Genomic DNA, 17,539 nt, shown 5'->3' on the forward strand with positions numbered 1-17,539 from the left:
ATTTTCCCCCTTCTATTATTATTTTCTTTTGCTGTTAAAATTAGGTGCATACTGAGCTGCAAGTATTATAGCTTCAACCATGCTTACTTCACTTGCTATATTTTTACCTGCTATATCAAATGCTGTTCCGTGGTCTACTGATGTTCTTAAGAACGGCATATTGTTAGTTAAAGATATAGTTCTTTCAAAATCAACCATCTTTGTTGCTATATGTCCTTGGTCGTGATATAGGGATAAAACTGCATCAAAACTTCCCTTTAAACCAAAGTAGAATACAGAATCAGCTCCTATAGGGCCAACTACATTTATTCCTTCATTTTTCGCTTTTTCTATTGCAGGTTCTATTTCTCTACCTTCTTCATCTCCAAACAATCCATGTTCTCCCGAATGTGGGTTAAGCCCTGCTACTGCTATTTTTGGGTTTTCTATACCTAATACCTCTAAAGCTTCCTTAGATCTTACTATAAATTCATACATTCTATCTTTAGTTACTAAGTCGCAAGCTTGTCTCAAGGATACGTGTCTAGTTAGGAAAAATACTCTAAGTCCATGAACTTGAAACATTGTAAGTGGATTACTTGTATTAGTAAGGTCTTCTAAGACTTCTGTATGACCTATATATGGAACTTCCCCTGCTTTAAATGATTCCTTATTTATTGGAGTTGTAGCAATGGCCTCAACCTCATTTGCCATTGCCATGTCTATTGATTTTTTAATATATTCAAAAGCAGCTTTCCCGCACATTCCTGAAACTTTTCCGTATTCTAACTTATCCATGTCTATATTATCTAAGTCTATTAAGTTTAAAGTTTTAGTATTGTATTCTCCATCTTTTACATTAGTTATTACCTTTATATTTAAATCTACATTGCATATTTCTATTGCCTTTTGAAGTACTTTTTTGGCTCCTATTACAACAGGTTTTGAACAATCATTTACCTCTGATTTAACTATTGATTTAACCACTATTTCAGGGCCTACTCCGGCTGGATCTCCCATAGGTACTCCTATATAGGGTTTATTCATATAAATCATCTCCTCTTAAAAATTAAATTTATTTTGCATAATACAAAGTAGAAACCTTAGTCGATAGATAATCTATACATTTTACTAATGTATTTGAGTCACCTATAAGTCCTCCCTTTGTAACTACAGGCATGTTAGGATATTTTCCACCTATGAATTTTCCATAAACAGCTAATGGTATTACTTCATCTTTGAGTTCTATTCCATTTACTTCTAGCTTATTCATAACCTCAACTGTTACATCTCCACCGCTAGTGTATAAACCACCTATAGATGAAGCTGATATTTCAAGGGCTATTTCCGTAATTTCTGCTATACCTTTGTTTATTCTTTGAGAAATTTCTTCTTCATTTGTATTTAGTTCTTTTGCAATCTTCCCTAAATCTAATACTTGATCTTCTTCTAAAGTTGTTATAACTCCAAGAGCTTCACATCTATCGTCTTTTAAGTATTCTTTTATTTTAGAAATAGCATTTTCTATCTCCATTTCTCTTTTATCACTATAAATTAGATTTTCAGAGTTTAAATGAACTATTTTAGGTGATTTTTGAGATAGTAAAGTTTCTATTTGTTTTCTTGTTATTTCTGAAACACTTCCTATTGCAAAGAATACCTTTTTACCAAGCTCTACTGGTGATGGTCCATAAGCTTCACTCATCATATATCTTGTAAAAGGTCCTGGATCTACACATATAACGTCAAAACTACAATTTTTAGAAGCTTTGGCGATAGTTATTATTTCATCATCTGTTGTAGCATCTACAACTATTATTTTATTACCATTGTTCTTTAGTTCTTCCATCTTTTCTTTTAGATATTTTTCCCCATTCATTACATCAGATAAAAACAATTCTCCAACTTCGTATTTACTTTGTTGTTTTATAATGTCTTTTACTCTTGACATAGTTACTGGAGTTTTTGGGTCTTTAGATACTGGAGTCTTTTCTAGTGGTATTGAATTTACCAATAAAAATCCTCCGACAGATATTCTTTCAGAATCTGGATAAGATGCAACTACAACAGCAACCCTTTCACCATTAAGCGCATCAATTATACCATCTATTTCAGCACCTACATTTCCTCTCAAAGTACTATCTATCCTCTTTGTAAATAATTTAGTTTTATGTTTCATTTCTTTAACTTCTTTATAAACAGAATTATAAGCATCTTCTTTTTTTATCCCTCTACTGTCAGTGCTTATAGAAACTACATCGTAAGAAGTCATTTCTTTTTCCGTTATTAGCTCTGGATACATAAATGTTGCACATTTAAAACCATCTTTTGAAAGAAGAACACTCGTGGCATTAGATCCAGTTAAATCATCAGCTACAACGAATAATTTCATATGCTATCACTCCATTTACACTATTTTTATGTTTATGTCTTTGTTTATTAAATCTTGTTCTACTTGAGAATCTAAGTAAGAATCAACGATTACCATATCAAACTCTTCTATATCACATATTTTGACGAATCCTTTTTTCATGTATTTAGAACTATCAGATACCAAAACTTTGTAATCAGATGCATTTAGCATTGCTCTTTTTACAACTGACTTTTGAGACGTAGGTGTTGAAACTCCATATTTATGATGTACTGCACTACTTCCTACAAAACAAACTTCAACATTTATATTTTCAAAGAAATTTCTTGAATTATCATCTATACATGATCCAACATTACTTTGCACCCTACCTCCTGTGCAGTATAAATCTATATTTTCGTATTGCATAAGATATGCGGCTATCATTATATCGTTAGTTACAACTTTTATATCTTTTCTATCACATATAAGCTTTGCAATTTCCATGCAAGTTGTTCCTGAATCTAAAATTAAGCTAGTACCGTCTTTTACAAGATTTGCTGCAGCTTTTGCTATTTTCTTTTTTTGCTCTATATACGAACTTTCTTTTTCATTATAAGGGAGCTCTGTAACCAAGCTAGACTTAAGCATTACTCCACCAAATGTTCTTGCTACTAATCCATCTTCTTCCATCTTTACAAGATCTCTTCTTATGGTCATTGGAGTAACGTCAAAGTATTCTGCCAAATCATTTACAGTTGCCTTTTTGTTTTCTAATAAATATTTATATATTTTTGTTTGTCTCTCTATTTGAAACATTATTGTCTCCTTTGTTATTTTGTGTTATTTTATTTTCATATTTGTTTAAATTATATGTTACTATTTATCAAAAAACAAGTAGTTTACAGAAGATTATTTATTTAACAGTAAGAACACCGGAATCGTTTTCATGTTCGTTTGTGTTAATTTTCAATAAAAAGGCTCATGTACAATTTTCATAACATGAGCCTTTTACTTTAATCTCAATATATTATATAAATAAACTTTTAAATTTTTTGAAATTTAATGTTTGATATTTATATTAAGAGGTATATATATAATAGAATTTAAAATATTTAAATTCACTCCCTCTTTAATTTAACAATTTCCCCAATTTAAAAGATGCCTAATTAATTAGGCATCTCTTTTTGTTTAGTATTACTGCATTTATTTTGTCGTAAGTAATTTCATTAGGCAACGAAGACTTAATAGCTCCTAGTTTTTGCATTCCAACTTTATCTATGGCTTCTAAAATTAATTTTTCCTCTTCTTTAGTGAACAATTCTTCAAAGTTAATATCCAAATCCAAAAGGTTTCCTTCGCTTATACATTTTGTAATATGGCTTATTATTGTAGCTATAGTAAGTTCTCTTTCATTTGCAACTTCTTTTATACTCATGCCTTCTTTTAATAAATTCATTGTTTTTTCATGAGTTTTGAGTTTATCTCCATCTATTTCAATTTTAGATTTTCCTTTGAATTCCCATTTGTAGTTTATATTGTTTTCATCTACATAACAGGAAATAGATTCTACGAAGTATTGTCCGTATTTTTCAAACTTTGCATCTCCAACCCCTGATACATCTAACATTTGTTCTCTATTTACAGGGTATCTATTACTCATTTCCTTCAAAGTAGAATCACTAAAAACAAAATAAGGAGGTACATTTTCTTTTACTGCTATTTCTCTTCTTAAATCCCTTAATATATCAAATAAATCATTATTAACAATTAATTTTTTAATCTTATTAAACTCTTTTAAAGTAACAGTCTCTTGTCCTTTTAAAATGTTTAAAGACCTATTATTTAACTCCACAGTTGGAAATTCTCCCTCTTTTAATCCTAGGTATCCATGTGATATTAATGTATTTATAAAGTTTGACAAATCTTCCTTTGAGTAGTCTTTCATTATTCCATAAGTTGATAACTCATTAAATCTATTTTGTTTAACTTTTTTCTGTGAAGACCCTCTCAAAACATCCACTATCATATTTACTCCAAAGTCTTTTTTCATTCTATATATACAAGATAGTATTTTCTGAGTATCCAAAGTTTTATCTACATATTCTCCTTCACTAATACAGTTACTACAATTTCCACATTCTTCATATTCTACTTCTTCTCCAAAGTAATTTAGTATATACTTTCTCAAACAACTATTATGATGAGCAAAGTCAACTATATGTTGAAGCTTTTTATATTCATTAACCTTTCTTTCATCTGAGTTTATATTCATTTCTATTAGATACTTTTGAGTGATTACATCTTGAGGAGAAAACATCAACATACATTCACTTAATTCTCCATCTCTACCTGCTCTACCTATTTCTTGATAATATGCTTCAATGTTTTTCGGCATGTTGTAGTGTATTACATATCTTACATTTGACTTGTCTATTCCCATCCCAAAAGCATTAGTAGCAACCATAACATTTACTCTATCATAAACAAAATCCTCTTGATTTTGTTGTCTTTCACTATCAGATAATCCTGCATGATATCTAGCTATAGATATGTTATTTTCAACTAGTTTTTCATAAATACTGTCTACCTCTTTTCTAGTAGAAGCATATATAATGCCAGATTGTTCCTTATTTTCTTGTATATAATTTGATATATGTCTAAATTTATCTCCTACTTTTAACGAGTTAATTTTTAGGTTTTCTCTATCAAACCCTGATATAAAAACTTCTGGATTTTTAAGTCCAATAAGTCTTACTATATCGTCACTTACTTCTCCTGTAGCTGTAGCTGTAAATGCTGTAACTATTGGCCTTTTAGGTAACATATTTACAAACTTTGATATATATCTATAACTTGTCCTAAAATCATGGCCCCATTGAGAAACACAGTGGGCTTCATCAACAGCTATTTGCGATATATCTATTGTTTTCATTAGGTTGCAAAACTCAAATGACTCTAGTCTTTCTGGAGCAACATATAAAATCTTTGTTTCTCCAGATTTTAATTTTTCTATTATACCTAATATATCATTATTAGATAGTGAGCTATTTATATACTCTGCATCTATTCCTAGGTCTTTTATGCTATCTACTTGGTCTTTCATAAGAGATATAAGTGGAGATATAACAATTGTTATTCCATCAAATAGTAGTGCTGGTACTTGATAACAAATAGACTTACCTCCACCAGTTGGCATAATAGCCACAGTGTCTTTTTTAGATAGTATATTATTAATTACAATTTCTTGTGATTTTCTAAATTCGCTATATCCATAGTACTTTTGTAAAATAAGTAATGCTTCTTTCATTAAATACTTCCTTTCTATGTTAAGTTCTTCTTAAATTATACCCAATTAGCATACCAAAAGATACAAGAAAACAATTGAAATTAACAACAGAAAAAAGGTCCCCCCTGCACAAGTTATGCAAAGGAGCACCTTTATATAGTAAATTTATTTAATTTGTTCAAATTCTTCTTTTATTTTACTTAGTAAATTTTCGTCAGTTATGATATCATATCCTGTATATGCTAAAGCTGCTGATCCTTGAATTAACCTTTCATGACCTATATCACTAACAGTCATATCTGCCATTTCCCTTGAGTGTGAAGCTACATCTGGACAATCTAATCCAATGTATGGATGAATAGCAGGTACAACTAAACTCACATTTCCCATATCAATAGAACCAAAACCTGATCTCGGTTCTTTTATTTCACTTACTCCAACATCTTTAAGATTTTTTGTAAATACTTCAGACAAAGTCTTATTAGTTTTTAAATTATCATAACTTATTTCATAGTTACTTATTTCTAGAGTAGCGCCTGTCATAAGAGATGCTCCCCTTGCAATATTTTTCACCTTTTCTACAACCTCATCAAGATATTTTCTATCCTTTGCTCTTACATAAAACTGTGCTACAGCATAGTCAGGAACAATATTTGCCGCAACTCCACCTTCTTTAATTATTCCATGAATTCTTACATCAGACTTAATGTGTTGTCTTAATGCATTTATTCCATTAAAAGTTTGTATAACTCCATCTAATGCGTTAATTCCTGCTTCTGGGTAAGCAGCAGCATGACTTGCCTTTCCTCTAAATTCAAATTGAATTGCGTCCATAGCCAGTGATTCTCCACTTTCAGTAGATTCACTTCCAGGATGTAGAATCATTGCAACATCTACTGTATCAAACATACCCTTTTCTACCATATATACTTTTCCGCCATCAGTTTCTTCAGCAGGTGTTCCCAAAACTACTATTCTTCCACCTATTTTATCAATTACTTTACTTAATGCTATTGATGCACCTACACTCATTGTTCCTATCATATTATGTCCACAACCATGACCAATTTGTGGAAGCGCATCGTATTCACAAAGATATGCTATAGAAGGCCCAGATATTTCACTTTCATATATAGCACGAAATGCTGTAGGTATATCTGCAACCCCTATTTCTACATTGAAATTATGATCTTTTAATAAACTAGTAAGTTTTTCTACTGCTTTATGCTCTTCATTTCCAAGCTCTGGATTATGATACATAAAATCATTTATATTCCACATGCCCTCTCGTATTTTTGTAAGTTGTTCTAAAATAATATTTTTCATTAGTTACACCTACTCCTTACTTTTTATATACTTTTTAAAATTAATGTTACTTTAAACAAATCTCCATCTATTTCAATATGGAATTTTCCACCTTGAAGTTCTACAAGACTCTTTGCAATTGCTAGGCCTAGCCCTGAACCTTCTGTATTTCTAGATTCATCCCCTCTTTTAAATCTTTCTGTTATTTCTTTCGGGTCGAAATTTAATTCATAGGTCGATATGTTTTTCATAGATATATATATATTATCATCTTTTTGTGTAACGTCTATATATACCCTTGTATTTTTTAGGGAGTATTTTAATATATTTGAAACTAGATTTTCAAAAACTCTCCAAAGCTTTCTTCCATCTGCCATAATATATATTTTATCATTTGGCATATTAACCTTAAAATCAAGGGTGGAATCATTTATTTTTTCTTCCATTTCAGCTAAACTTTGTCTTAATAGTTGGGTTACTTCTACCTTAGATATTTGTAATTCCATAGCTCCACTTGTTGCTTTTGATGCTTCGAATAAATCTTCTATTAAAATCCTAAGTCTTTGAGACTTTTTATCAAGTATATTTACATAGTCTTTAACATGGTCTGGTTTTAAATCTTCGCTTTTTAAAATATTTACATAATTTATAATAGATGTTAGCGGAGTTTTTAAATCATGAGACACATTTGTTATAAGCTCAGCCTTCATTCTTTCGCTTTTCATTTCATTTTCTAATGCTTTATTTAATCCTTGTTTAATGTTATTTATATTTTCTGCAAGTTCGCCTAAACTACTTTTATTAATAACTTCTATTTTATAATTTGTGTCTCCCTTTGCAATTTGAGAAGTTCCTATAATTATTTTATTAAGATAAGAAAGTTTTCTTGTAGTGTATAAATAAAATAGAAAGTTTATGATAAAAATTATTCCCCCAAATGCTATTAACCAGCGTAAACCCAATCCAGTTCCTATTGCAATAATAAAAACTATTCCAAATTGGCATAATACAAATATAGCAAAAGTTATAAACCACTTTTGGCCTATTGATTTTATGAGATAAGACTGTATTATAGGATTTAGGAGCTTACTTGTTATACTATTTTCAATTACATCATTTTTATTATTAGTCTCTTTAATATACACACTAAAACTATATACTAATAATATTCCTAAAGAACCTACTAATACAGTTATTATACTGAGATTTTTATACTTAGCTATTGTAGATAGTTGTACCACTAAGGCTACTAATATTGAAAACAGATTAATTTCTAAAGGGATTTTGTTATATATATTAAAATATTTTTCTTCAATATCTGTCTTTTTTTCTCTAACTTTTTTGTATTCTCTATACAACAATATTAAGCCAGTTATAGAAACTAAAAACATTGCACTTTCAATTACTAATGAAATCTTTTCATTGTTAAAGTTTTGATAACTATTATATATAGAATCTTGATATTTTATTTTGCTTGGTATTGCAAAGTATGCATTTACATTTTCATATCCACCTGAATATATAGAATCTGATATTCTTCCATAAACGTTAGGATCTGTGACCTTTTTATTATTTATTTCTAGTTTATAACTTTGATTAAAACCATAAAGTTGTAGAAAATAAGGATAATTATTAAATTCATTTGTAAATTCACTTAAGCTTTTGTAACTTGTATTTGTATATATTTCTTTTGTGTATTCATTTACAACAATGTACTTTACGTTATCTTCTCCTCTTAAAAATCCTTTTTTAGATTGCTTTTCTTTGTTTATTTCATCTAATACAACACTTCTTATTTCTTCATCTGTTTTTGTATATTTTGTTTTTGTTTCTTCTATTTTCTTATTTTTTTCTTCTAAAATACTTTTCTCTAACTCTATATTGTTGCTAGTCCTAGCATTTTCAATTTGACTGTAGTATTCACTATCTATATTTGATAATTCTTCACTTAATTTATTATTCAATTCTTCAGATTTAGCATTAATATCTTGATCATCAATTTCTTTACCTAAATAAATTACATTATTAACAACAGAGCTAAATCCATCGTAAAAAATACTACTTTCATAGTAATTTTTTATTAATACATCTTTTTTATTTAATACATCACCAATAGATATAATTGAAGTTGATGTCAAAATAAACATAATTAATAGTATTATAACTTTATAGTTCTTATTTTCTTTTAATTTATTGAATTTTATCGATTTTATATCCAATTCCCCACACCACCTTTAAATATTTTGGATCTTTAGGATTTATTTCTATTTTTTCTCTAATTCGCCTTATATGAACTGCAACTGTATTTTCTGAATTGTAACTAGGCTCGTTCCAGACTCTTTCGTATATTTCGTCAATGGAAAACACCCTGCCTTGATTAGCTAGTAAAAGCTCTAGTATTTTAAATTCAATAGGAGTAACTTTAATAGTTTCATCATCAACACTAATTTCTTTTGTGTTTTTATCTAAAACTAATCCTCCACTTTTTAATACATCTTTATCGTTAATTTTGTAATTTCCTAAATTTATGTATCTTCTAAGTTGAGATTTTACCCTTGCAATTAATTCAAGTGGGTTAAATGGCTTTGTTATATAATCATCTGCTCCCATATTAAGGCCTAATATCTTATCTGTATCTTCTGATTTAGCAGATATAAGTATTATAGGTATATTCTTTTCTTCTCTAATTTTAAGTGTTGCTCTTAACCCATCCATTTTTGGCATCATTATATCCATTAATATAAGGTGGATTTCTTTTTCCATTAGTATTTCTATTGCCTCTAGCCCATCATAAGCCTTCAATATATTTAATCCTTCATTTTTCAAATATATTTCAATAGCTTCAACTATTTCTTTATCATCATCCACAACTAGTATGTTATTGTACATATTTATCACTCTCCTACTACGTATTATACCACTGTAGACTTTCTATATTTTTATAATACTATCTAAATCTTACAAATTAATTATTATAAATCTTAAGAATTTCTTACAATTTGTACAAAATAATATTATTATAAGTTTTTTTTGAAACTCAAAAACTTTTGCAAGATTAAAAAGGTATATATAGTGAAAATAAAATTCAAAGACAGCTGTCACTGAGGAGGTGTCATCGTGGAGAAGGAGCTCCTAAAAACAATAAAAAATAAGGATAAAAAAGCATTTGAAGAACTTTACAATATATATTCTGAGTATGCGCTAAGAGTTGCTTTTGCAGTTACTAAAGATAAATCTCATGCCGCTGATGCAGTACAAGAAACATTTATCAGAGTATATAAATATATAGATAGCTACGATATTAATAAACCATTTAAAACGTGGTTTTATAATATACTAATAAACGAATGTAATAGAATACTTAGCAAAAGCTCTAAAGTAATCTTAATCGATGATTTCACTTCAACAAATTACGAAAAAGATAATACTAGTGATAACAACCATGAATACTTATATACTGCAATTGAAAATCTTGAAGATATCAACAGAATACCTATACTTTTAATGTACATCGAAGGATTTAGTGAAGCCGAAATATCAGATATTATGGGAGTAAATGTAAATACAATTAAATCAAGATTGTATAAAGGTAGGCAGAAACTTAAAAAATTACTAGAAAGTATTAAAAGGGGTGAATAATATGCTTAATAATCATGACAAAAAGATAAGAGATGCTTTATTAAAAGGTACAGATGATATCAAAGAATTTAAAAATGCTATATGGAATAATATTGAAAAAGAAATAAATAAAATTGACAATGAGGAGATTGACTTAAAAATGAAAACTAAAAATAAATATAATTTTATTAAATATGGCAGTATAGCTGCTGCTTTGGTAATTGGTCTTGTAGCCACAACACCATATGGAGATGCAGCAATTGATAGTATAAAAAAGTTGTTTGAACCTAATAAAGTCGTTGAACAACAAATTGAAGGTATGGGCGAAAAGACTAATATGAAATTAAGTGAAAATACAACTAATTATATAATTTACTATGATAAAGATATGTACAATATGAAATCTGTTGAAGGAAAAGATATAATTACTCCTATAAGCAAAGCAGAAAACTACCCTGAAGTATCCATGACAATCGAACAAGTAGCTGATAAAAGACCTCATATTTTAGCTTCAGAAATAGAAAAAGATATTAAAGTAAAATACGAAACAGTAGAAAACAAAGGATTAGTTAACGAACCTGTAACTGGGATTTTGATTAGCACTAGAGCTGGTTCTAACTCTAAAGATGCAGTAATTAATTATTATTTAATGGAAAATAATAGAGGCGGTACATTTAAAATAACACAAAAATATTTTGTAGAAGCTTCTGAAGGACATGGTGCAAGATTTTACAATATGCTTAAGGAATTTAAAATAATAGATTAATAAAAATACCCCCTTTACCAAGGGGGTATTTGTTTTGAGTAAAATTTTTATTATAAGGATTTATAGTTTATTTTAACTTATCTATTAATTTATCTAAATCATCTAACATAAGGTTTGCAGCTTTTATTCCTCCAGCTGTATTCCATATTGCATCATCAACTTTAAATACTTGCCCATCTTTAACTGCATTTAAGTTCTTAAATAATGGATCGTTTAACCATTCTTCTTCTCTTTGTGAACCTTGACCGTCTCCTTGATCATATGTGAAATATACTATAGCATCTCCATCAGCTTCTTGTAATCTTTCTTTTCCTATTTCTACTGCGAAGTTTTCACTACTTGGATCTTCCATAGTTGATTTAGCAAATCCTATTTGATTTAATATTATACCTGAGAAGCTATTTTCCAAGTATATACGAGTTTTTCCAGGCATAAATCTAAGCATAGTTATTTCAGTATCAAGTTTATCTTTTGCTTTTTCTGATATTTCCTTAGCCTTATTGTCAAATTCGCTTATAAGTTTTTTACCTTCTTCTTCTTTATTTAATACTTTCGCATAGAAAGTAAAGTTGTTTTTCCATTCTCCTCTTAATGTTTCAGAATATACAGTCGGAGCTATTTGAGATAATTGCTTGTATATATCTTCATGTCTCATTTTGTTTCCTATTATTAAGTCTGGTTGGAGTGCTGCTATTTCTTCTAAGTTAACTTGGCTTTCTAGTCCTACATTTTTCACGCCTTCCATCTCTTTTTCTATATGGCTATACCAAGGTTTTCCAGTCCAGGATTGAACAGCTCCTACAGGTTTTACACCAAGTGCTAGCAGTGCTTCTGTTCCCTCGTTAGTTAACACTACTATTTTTTTAGGATCCCCTTTTATTTCTGTTTTTCCCATTGCATGCTCTATAACTTTAGCATTTAAGCTATCAGCTTCCTTAGTTTCTTTTGCGCCACATGCAACAAGTCCAAATGATAATGCGCATACAGTTGCAAATGTTAATAATTTTCTTAACTTCATTTTATGTACATCTCCTTTTGATAATGATTATCGTTCGCCTTGCAAAATGATAATAACATTTTTTTACAAAGCTGTAAATAGTTTTTATTAATAATTGATAATAAATTTCATTAATTGTTGACATATCATTTCATCATTATGTATATTAGATTTATAATATATACATAGGAAGGGGTTTGACATTGAAAGCATTAGCGAAAAGCGATATAACTCTATCACTTGGAATTGTAATCTTACTAATAATATTAGTTTTTTCTATATTAGGCAGCATCCTATTAGGATATACAGATACAAACTTAAATACTTTAATCGATGCTTATACAAACTTCAATGGAAGCAATAGTCATCTAATTATTAAAACAGCTAGAGTTCCAAGAGCTTTAATAGCATTATTTGTAGGATCAAGCTTAGGAGTTGCCGGTGTTCTTATGCAAGCACTTACAAGAAATCCAATGGCATCACCGAGTATTTTTGGTATAAACTCAGGAGCATCATTTTTAGTAGTCTTAGCGCTAAGTACTTTTCCTACTATAGGATATAGTTCACTTGTATGGGTAGCTTTAATAGGCGCAGCATTTTCAGCATTTATGGTATATGCAATAGCTGGTGGGCTTAAAGGAGATGTTGAAACAATAAACTTAACTTTAGCTGGTGCTGCAACATCTGCTTTGTTTTTATCACTAACTCAAGGAGTATTATATAAAGATCAAAAAACTTTGGAAGATATATTATTTTGGCTTACAGGTTCAGTTGAGGGAAGAAATTTAAGCTATTTATTTCAAGTAGCTCCATACATAATAGTTGGTTTAATTGTTTCTTTATCATTAGTAAAAAAACTAAATATATTTTCATTAGGTGAAGAAATCGCCAAAGGTCTTGGCCTTAATATAGGTATATTTAAAATTATTGTCGGAATAGTCGTAGTTTTATTATCTGGCTCATCAGTTGCTATAGCAGGGCCTATAACTCTTGTAGGACTTATTATCCCTCACGTTACAAGATCTTTAGTTGGTAACGATTATAAGTGGATAATGCCTTATAGCATATTACTAGGAGCAATATTTTTATTACTTTCAGATATAGGAGCAAGGTTTATAATATTCCCGAAGGAAGTTCCAGTTGGAGCTATAACTGCATTTATAGGCGCTCCATTTTTCATATATATAGCTAGAAAGGCGGAAAATAGATAATGAGTGAATTTTTAGTATTTAGAAGAGATAATTTTTCTTTCTTATATGAAAAAAAATCTTTAACTGTATTTTTAGGTTTAATATTACTTTCAGTTTTATCTATACTACTTAGTTTAAGTATAGGCCAAACAAATTATTCTGTAATTGATGTTGCTAAAAGCTTAATAGGAATTGGAGAACCTACTAAAGATTTTGTAATTAAAAGCCTTAGACTTCCAAGGACACTTGTTGCATTTCTAGTTGGATCATCACTTGCATTATCCGGTGCTATACTTCAAGGTATGGTTAAAAATCCTCTAGCATCTCCTGATTTAATAGGTATAACTAGTGGAGGTTCTGTAGGTGCATTAGTATTTTTAACTTTATTTACAGATCCATTTAATAACTCATTAACAGTAAGTGTATTTTATATGCCTATATTCACTTTCTTAGGTGCATTTTTGGCTTCTATACTTATTTATTTTACATCTTTTAAAAATGGAGTTACTCCATATAGATTGATTCTTATTGGTATCGCAGTTTCAGGAGCTGCAAAAGCTTTAACATCAATACTTATAATAAATGGTCCTCTTATTTTTATAGCAGAAAGTAATATATGGGTTACAGGTTCGGTATACGGCACAAACTGGGACCATTTTAAATTACTTTTTATATGGTTTAGTATATTTGCTTTAGTTAGTATAGTTTTTATTAGAGATTTAAATGTTCAAAACTTAGACGATTCTTTGGCAATAGGGCTTGGAACTCCTATTGAAAGAAAAAGATTTTTATTATTAATACTTAGCACCACTCTAGCTTGTGGAGCTGTAGCTGTAGGTGGTGGTATAGGATTTGTAGGGCTTGTAGCTCCTCATATATGTAAAAAACTTACAAATTCTTCTTTTGAAAATATACTACCTCAATCAATTTTAGTTGGAGGAATTATAGTTGTTTTATCGGATCTAGCTGCAAGAACATTGTTTGCTCCCCTTGATATACCAGTCGGAGTATTTACTGCAGGGATTGGAGCACCGTTTTTTATATACTTACTATGGTCTAAGAGAAAATAGGAAGGTGAATTTATGAACTTAGAATCGAGAAATCTTACTTTAGGATATAAAGATAATATTATACTTAAAGATATAAATGTAACTATCCCAAAAGGGAAAATAACAATATTACTTGGCAGTAACGGTTGTGGTAAATCTACTTTATTAAAATCAATGGCAAGACTTTTAAAACCTATTAAAGGTGAAGTTATATTAAATGGAGATAATGTATTTACATCTTCTTCTAAAAAAATAGCAAAAGAACTTTCAATACTTCCACAAAGCCCAACTGCACCAGATGATTTAACAATATTTAATCTTGTTAAACAAGGAAGATATCCATATCAAACCTGGCTTAATCAATGGTCTAAGGAAGATGAAATAGCTGTTGATAATGCACTCAAAAACACAGGAATATATGACATAAAAAACAAAAAAATATCTGATTTATCTGGTGGACAAAAGCAAAGGGCTTGGATTGCACTAACACTTGCACAAGAAACAGATATAATATTACTTGATGAGCCTACAAACCACTTAGATATAAAATATAAAATAGAAGTACTTGATTTACTTAGAGACTTAAATAAAAATTCAAATAGAACTATTGTTATGGTACTTCATGATATAAATTTGGCGTGTAGATATGCAGATCATATAGTGGCTATAAAAGATGGACAAGTATATAATGAGGGTCATCCAGATAAAATAATAACCGAAAAACTTATAAAAGATGTGTTTGACATAGATTCTAAAATTGTTCCTTGCCCAGTATTCAATACTCCTACATGTATAACTTATCAAGCATAATAATAAAGGATACTATTTATTAAAATAACTAGTATCCTTTATTTATAGTTTAACTGTTTTTTAAGTAAATTTACCTGGTTTTCTAATTCTTCTAATTTTGATTTTATTTGTTTATTTTCATCTATATTGTTATCTTCATTAATAGTTTCTTTAGAATTTTCTTTTCCTATACATTTTTCAGATTCTATTAGTGCAACTTGTGAATTTACCGTTTCCATCGTCTGCCCTATACTTTGTAAAAAACCTGCTACTGAGTTTTGTTCTTCAGGAGTTAGATTTTTAGCGAGACCTACCCCTATAATAGTTGCTACCGTTGCAAGAACATTTGGTGGAACATTGCATAAGGACATATATTTTACCTCCTTAAATAAACCTTATAATAATAATTATATTAATATAATAAAATAATTATTATATTTTTTATTATATTAATAAAGGCCCATAACTGGGCCTTTATTTACTGCTTCATATTATATACTTCATTATGTTCATAATCTTGAATTACTTCAAATACCTTATTTGCAATTTCTTCTGAAATATCTGTGCTAAAAAATAATATTCCCAAACTTTTATACTTATTACATATAACATCGTTAGCTATTACTTTTCCTTCATACCCATTTAACACATCATTTATTTCTTCACCTAATTTAGAAAACATCTCATTTTCATCCCAAGCTATAAATCCGATAAATGATTTTACTGTAGACTCATCAATACCTTTATTTATTAGGACGTCTTCCCATGTTATGTTTTTTATATTCATATAATAACCTCCAGATAATGAAAATATCATATCTTAGATTATCCTTAGTTAATTAGTATTATTCTTCTATTCATTAATAACTTTTATAATATCTTCTAAAGATAATTTATTTTGTTCTCCAGTTTGCATATTTTTAAGTATTAATAAATTATCATTTATTTCTTCTTCTCCAATTAGTATTACATATGGAATACCCAATTTATTTGCATAATTAAGTTTCTTTGATATCTTATTATTTTCTAAATATACCTGTGAAATTATGTTGCTCTCTCTTAATTTTCTAGAAACCCCTATAGAATATTCCATATTATCATCAATTGGAACAACCAAAACCTTTGTAAGTGATGAAGGATTATTTTCTTTTAAAATGCCTAGTTCTTTTAATTGAGAAAATAATCTAGTTAATCCAATAGACATACCTACACCTTGTAGTTTTTGGTTAGTATAATATCCTGCTAAATCGTCATAACGCCCACCAGAAGATATCGAACCAATACTTGGGTAATCATCTAGAATTGTTTCATAAACAGTTCCAGTATAATAGTCTAAACCTCTAGCTATTTTTAAATCTATTATATAGTTCTTTTCTGAAACTCCGAAATAACCCATATATTTAACAACCTCAGAAAGTTCATCTAACCCACTACTAAAGGTATCATTTTCAACATTTAATCTGCTTAAGGAATCTAGTATTTCTTCAGTACTTCCAGTTATATCAATAAAATTAATTATTTTTTCAACACTAGAATCATCTATTCCTATTTCTAGTAACTCATTTTCAACAGCTTCTATTCCTATCTTATCCATTTTATCAATTATTCTTAAAACAGCTCCTATATTATTAATTCCAAGATAATCAAAGAAACCATTTAGAATTTTTCTATTGTTTATACGTATTTTAAAATTCTCAAGTCCAAACTCTTTAAATATAGAATAAATTATACTTGGAACTTCAGCGTCATTTATTATACTTAACTCTCCATTTGCAATAATATCTATATCACATTGATAAAATTCACGATAACGACCTTTTTGGTTTCTCTCACCTCTAAATACCTTCCCTATTTGATATCTGCGGAAAGGAAAAGTTAACTGTGGCATATATTGTGCTGCATATCTAGCAAAAGGAACTGTTAAATCAAATCTTAATGATAAATCATTACTTCCCTTGTTAAATCTATAAATTTGCTTATCTGTTTCTTGGCCCCCTTTAGCTAACAATATTTCTGTTTTTTCTATAACAGGTGTATCCATTGGAACAAAGCCATTTCCTTCATAGTTCTTTTTTATAATATCCATCATATTATTAAATAATATTTGATCTGATGGTAATAATTCCATAAATCCTGGCAAAATTGATGGTTTAATAGTTTGATTTTTCATTTTAATTCCTCCTATATTATAATTTAATTAATTTATA

General features: G+C 29.0%; 16 protein-coding genes. 5 read left to right on the plus strand and 11 right to left on the minus strand.

What is annotated here, in order from left to right; all coding sequences use genetic code 11:
* Positions 1-18: 18 nt before the first annotated feature.
* From pdxA to ACUSRV_RS00845, 7 genes are all read right to left on the minus strand, one after another.
* The gene (gene pdxA, locus ACUSRV_RS00815) at positions 19-1,026 is read right to left on the minus strand and encodes a 4-hydroxythreonine-4-phosphate dehydrogenase PdxA (RefSeq protein WP_490140006.1); all 1,008 of its coding nucleotides are present in this window, start codon (positions 1,024-1,026) and stop codon (positions 19-21) included.
* Between the two features lie 28 nt (positions 1,027-1,054).
* A complete protein-coding gene (locus tag ACUSRV_RS00820; protein WP_490140007.1) occupies positions 1,055-2,371 on the minus strand; it encodes a four-carbon acid sugar kinase family protein in 1,317 nt (438 codons plus the stop codon).
* Between the two features lie 15 nt (positions 2,372-2,386).
* On the minus strand, positions 2,387-3,148 hold the full coding sequence (locus tag ACUSRV_RS00825) for a DeoR/GlpR family DNA-binding transcription regulator (protein ID WP_490140008.1): 762 nt from the start codon (positions 3,146-3,148) through the stop codon (positions 2,387-2,389).
* Between the two features lie 346 nt (positions 3,149-3,494).
* The gene (gene recQ, locus ACUSRV_RS00830) at positions 3,495-5,639 is read right to left on the minus strand and encodes a DNA helicase RecQ (protein ID WP_490140009.1); all 2,145 of its coding nucleotides are present in this window, start codon (positions 5,637-5,639) and stop codon (positions 3,495-3,497) included.
* 144 nt (positions 5,640-5,783) lie between these two features.
* Positions 5,784-6,944 carry a M20 family metallopeptidase gene (locus tag ACUSRV_RS00835; RefSeq protein ID WP_490140010.1) on the minus strand — a complete coding sequence of 387 codons (1,161 nt, stop codon included), beginning with the start codon at positions 6,942-6,944 and terminating at the stop codon, positions 5,784-5,786.
* A 23-nt stretch (positions 6,945-6,967) separates the two neighbouring features.
* Positions 6,968-9,142 carry a HAMP domain-containing sensor histidine kinase gene (locus tag ACUSRV_RS00840; RefSeq protein WP_490140011.1) on the minus strand — a complete coding sequence of 725 codons (2,175 nt, stop codon included), beginning with the start codon at positions 9,140-9,142 and terminating at the stop codon, positions 6,968-6,970.
* Entirely contained in the window at positions 9,114-9,812 is a 699-nt protein-coding gene (locus tag ACUSRV_RS00845; RefSeq protein ID WP_490140012.1) for a response regulator transcription factor, read from the minus strand. Before ACUSRV_RS00845 ends, ACUSRV_RS00840 begins: the two co-directional genes overlap by 29 nt.
* Before the next feature lie 228 nt (positions 9,813-10,040).
* On the opposite strand from ACUSRV_RS00845, the gene ACUSRV_RS00850 reads away from it, so the two are divergent.
* Positions 10,041-10,562, plus strand: a complete 522-nt coding sequence (locus ACUSRV_RS00850; protein WP_490140013.1) for an RNA polymerase sigma factor — start codon at positions 10,041-10,043, stop codon at positions 10,560-10,562.
* A gap of 1 nt (position 10,563) precedes the next feature.
* Positions 10,564-11,307, plus strand: coding sequence for a hypothetical protein (locus ACUSRV_RS00855; RefSeq protein ID WP_490140014.1), 744 nt, complete (start codon positions 10,564-10,566; stop codon positions 11,305-11,307).
* A 67-nt stretch (positions 11,308-11,374) separates the two neighbouring features.
* Here ACUSRV_RS00855 and ACUSRV_RS00860 read toward each other — a convergent pair whose 3' ends face one another.
* Complete coding sequence (locus ACUSRV_RS00860) at positions 11,375-12,325, minus strand: ABC transporter substrate-binding protein (protein ID WP_490140015.1); 951 nt, start codon at positions 12,323-12,325, stop codon at positions 11,375-11,377.
* Between the two features lie 182 nt (positions 12,326-12,507).
* Between ACUSRV_RS00860 and ACUSRV_RS00865 the strand changes: the two genes are divergently transcribed.
* Genes ACUSRV_RS00865 through ACUSRV_RS00875 form a run of 3 tightly spaced genes read left to right on the plus strand, consistent with a single transcriptional unit; the run spans position 12,508 to position 15,353 of the window.
* On the plus strand, positions 12,508-13,515 hold the full coding sequence (locus ACUSRV_RS00865; RefSeq protein ID WP_490140016.1) for a FecCD family ABC transporter permease: 1,008 nt from the start codon (positions 12,508-12,510) through the stop codon (positions 13,513-13,515).
* A complete protein-coding gene (locus ACUSRV_RS00870) occupies positions 13,515-14,564 on the plus strand; it encodes a FecCD family ABC transporter permease (protein WP_490140017.1) in 1,050 nt (349 codons plus the stop codon). The genes ACUSRV_RS00865 and ACUSRV_RS00870 overlap by 1 nt, the downstream gene beginning before the upstream one ends.
* A 12-nt stretch (positions 14,565-14,576) precedes the next feature.
* Positions 14,577-15,353: an ABC transporter ATP-binding protein gene (locus ACUSRV_RS00875; protein ID WP_490140018.1), complete on the plus strand. Its 777-nt coding sequence runs from the start codon at positions 14,577-14,579 to the stop codon at positions 15,351-15,353.
* Between the two features lie 38 nt (positions 15,354-15,391).
* On the opposite strand, the gene ACUSRV_RS00880 is transcribed toward ACUSRV_RS00875, so the two are convergent.
* The 3 genes from ACUSRV_RS00880 to hisS form a co-directional block, all read right to left on the minus strand.
* Positions 15,392-15,703, minus strand: a complete 312-nt coding sequence (locus ACUSRV_RS00880; protein ID WP_490140019.1) for a hypothetical protein — start codon at positions 15,701-15,703, stop codon at positions 15,392-15,394.
* A 107-nt stretch (positions 15,704-15,810) separates the two neighbouring features.
* Positions 15,811-16,119, minus strand: coding sequence for a hypothetical protein (locus tag ACUSRV_RS00885; protein WP_490140020.1), 309 nt, complete (start codon positions 16,117-16,119; stop codon positions 15,811-15,813).
* A 66-nt stretch (positions 16,120-16,185) separates the two neighbouring features.
* Positions 16,186-17,502 (minus strand): histidine--tRNA ligase, encoded by a 1,317-nt coding sequence (gene hisS, locus ACUSRV_RS00890; RefSeq protein WP_490140021.1) that lies wholly within the window; start codon positions 17,500-17,502, stop codon positions 16,186-16,188.
* Between the last annotated feature and the right edge of the window lie 37 nt (positions 17,503-17,539).

This window comes from Sporacetigenium sp. TC11 (genome assembly GCF_058146105.1).

Coding starts and splice junctions, on each gene's coding strand:
- pdxA (WP_490140006.1), bottom strand. CDS start 1,026: ATGAATAAACCCTATATAGGAGTACCTATGGGAGATCCAGCCGGAGTA.
- ACUSRV_RS00820 (WP_490140007.1), bottom strand. CDS start 2,371: ATGAAATTATTCGTTGTAGCTGATGATTTAACTGGATCTAATGCCACG.
- ACUSRV_RS00825 (WP_490140008.1), bottom strand. CDS start 3,148: ATGTTTCAAATAGAGAGACAAACAAAAATATATAAATATTTATTAGAA.
- recQ (WP_490140009.1), bottom strand. CDS start 5,639: ATGAAAGAAGCATTACTTATTTTACAAAAGTACTATGGATATAGCGAA.
- ACUSRV_RS00835 (WP_490140010.1), bottom strand. CDS start 6,944: ATGAAAAATATTATTTTAGAACAACTTACAAAAATACGAGAGGGCATG.
- ACUSRV_RS00845 (WP_490140012.1), bottom strand. CDS start 9,812: ATGTACAATAACATACTAGTTGTGGATGATGATAAAGAAATAGTTGAA.
- ACUSRV_RS00855 (WP_490140014.1), top strand. CDS start 10,564: ATGCTTAATAATCATGACAAAAAGATAAGAGATGCTTTATTAAAAGGT.
- ACUSRV_RS00860 (WP_490140015.1), bottom strand. CDS start 12,325: ATGAAGTTAAGAAAATTATTAACATTTGCAACTGTATGCGCATTATCA.
- ACUSRV_RS00870 (WP_490140017.1), top strand. CDS start 13,515: ATGAGTGAATTTTTAGTATTTAGAAGAGATAATTTTTCTTTCTTATAT.
- ACUSRV_RS00875 (WP_490140018.1), top strand. CDS start 14,577: ATGAACTTAGAATCGAGAAATCTTACTTTAGGATATAAAGATAATATT.
- ACUSRV_RS00880 (WP_490140019.1), bottom strand. CDS start 15,703: ATGTCCTTATGCAATGTTCCACCAAATGTTCTTGCAACGGTAGCAACT.
- ACUSRV_RS00885 (WP_490140020.1), bottom strand. CDS start 16,119: ATGAATATAAAAAACATAACATGGGAAGACGTCCTAATAAATAAAGGT.
- hisS (WP_490140021.1), bottom strand. CDS start 17,502: ATGAAAAATCAAACTATTAAACCATCAATTTTGCCAGGATTTATGGAA.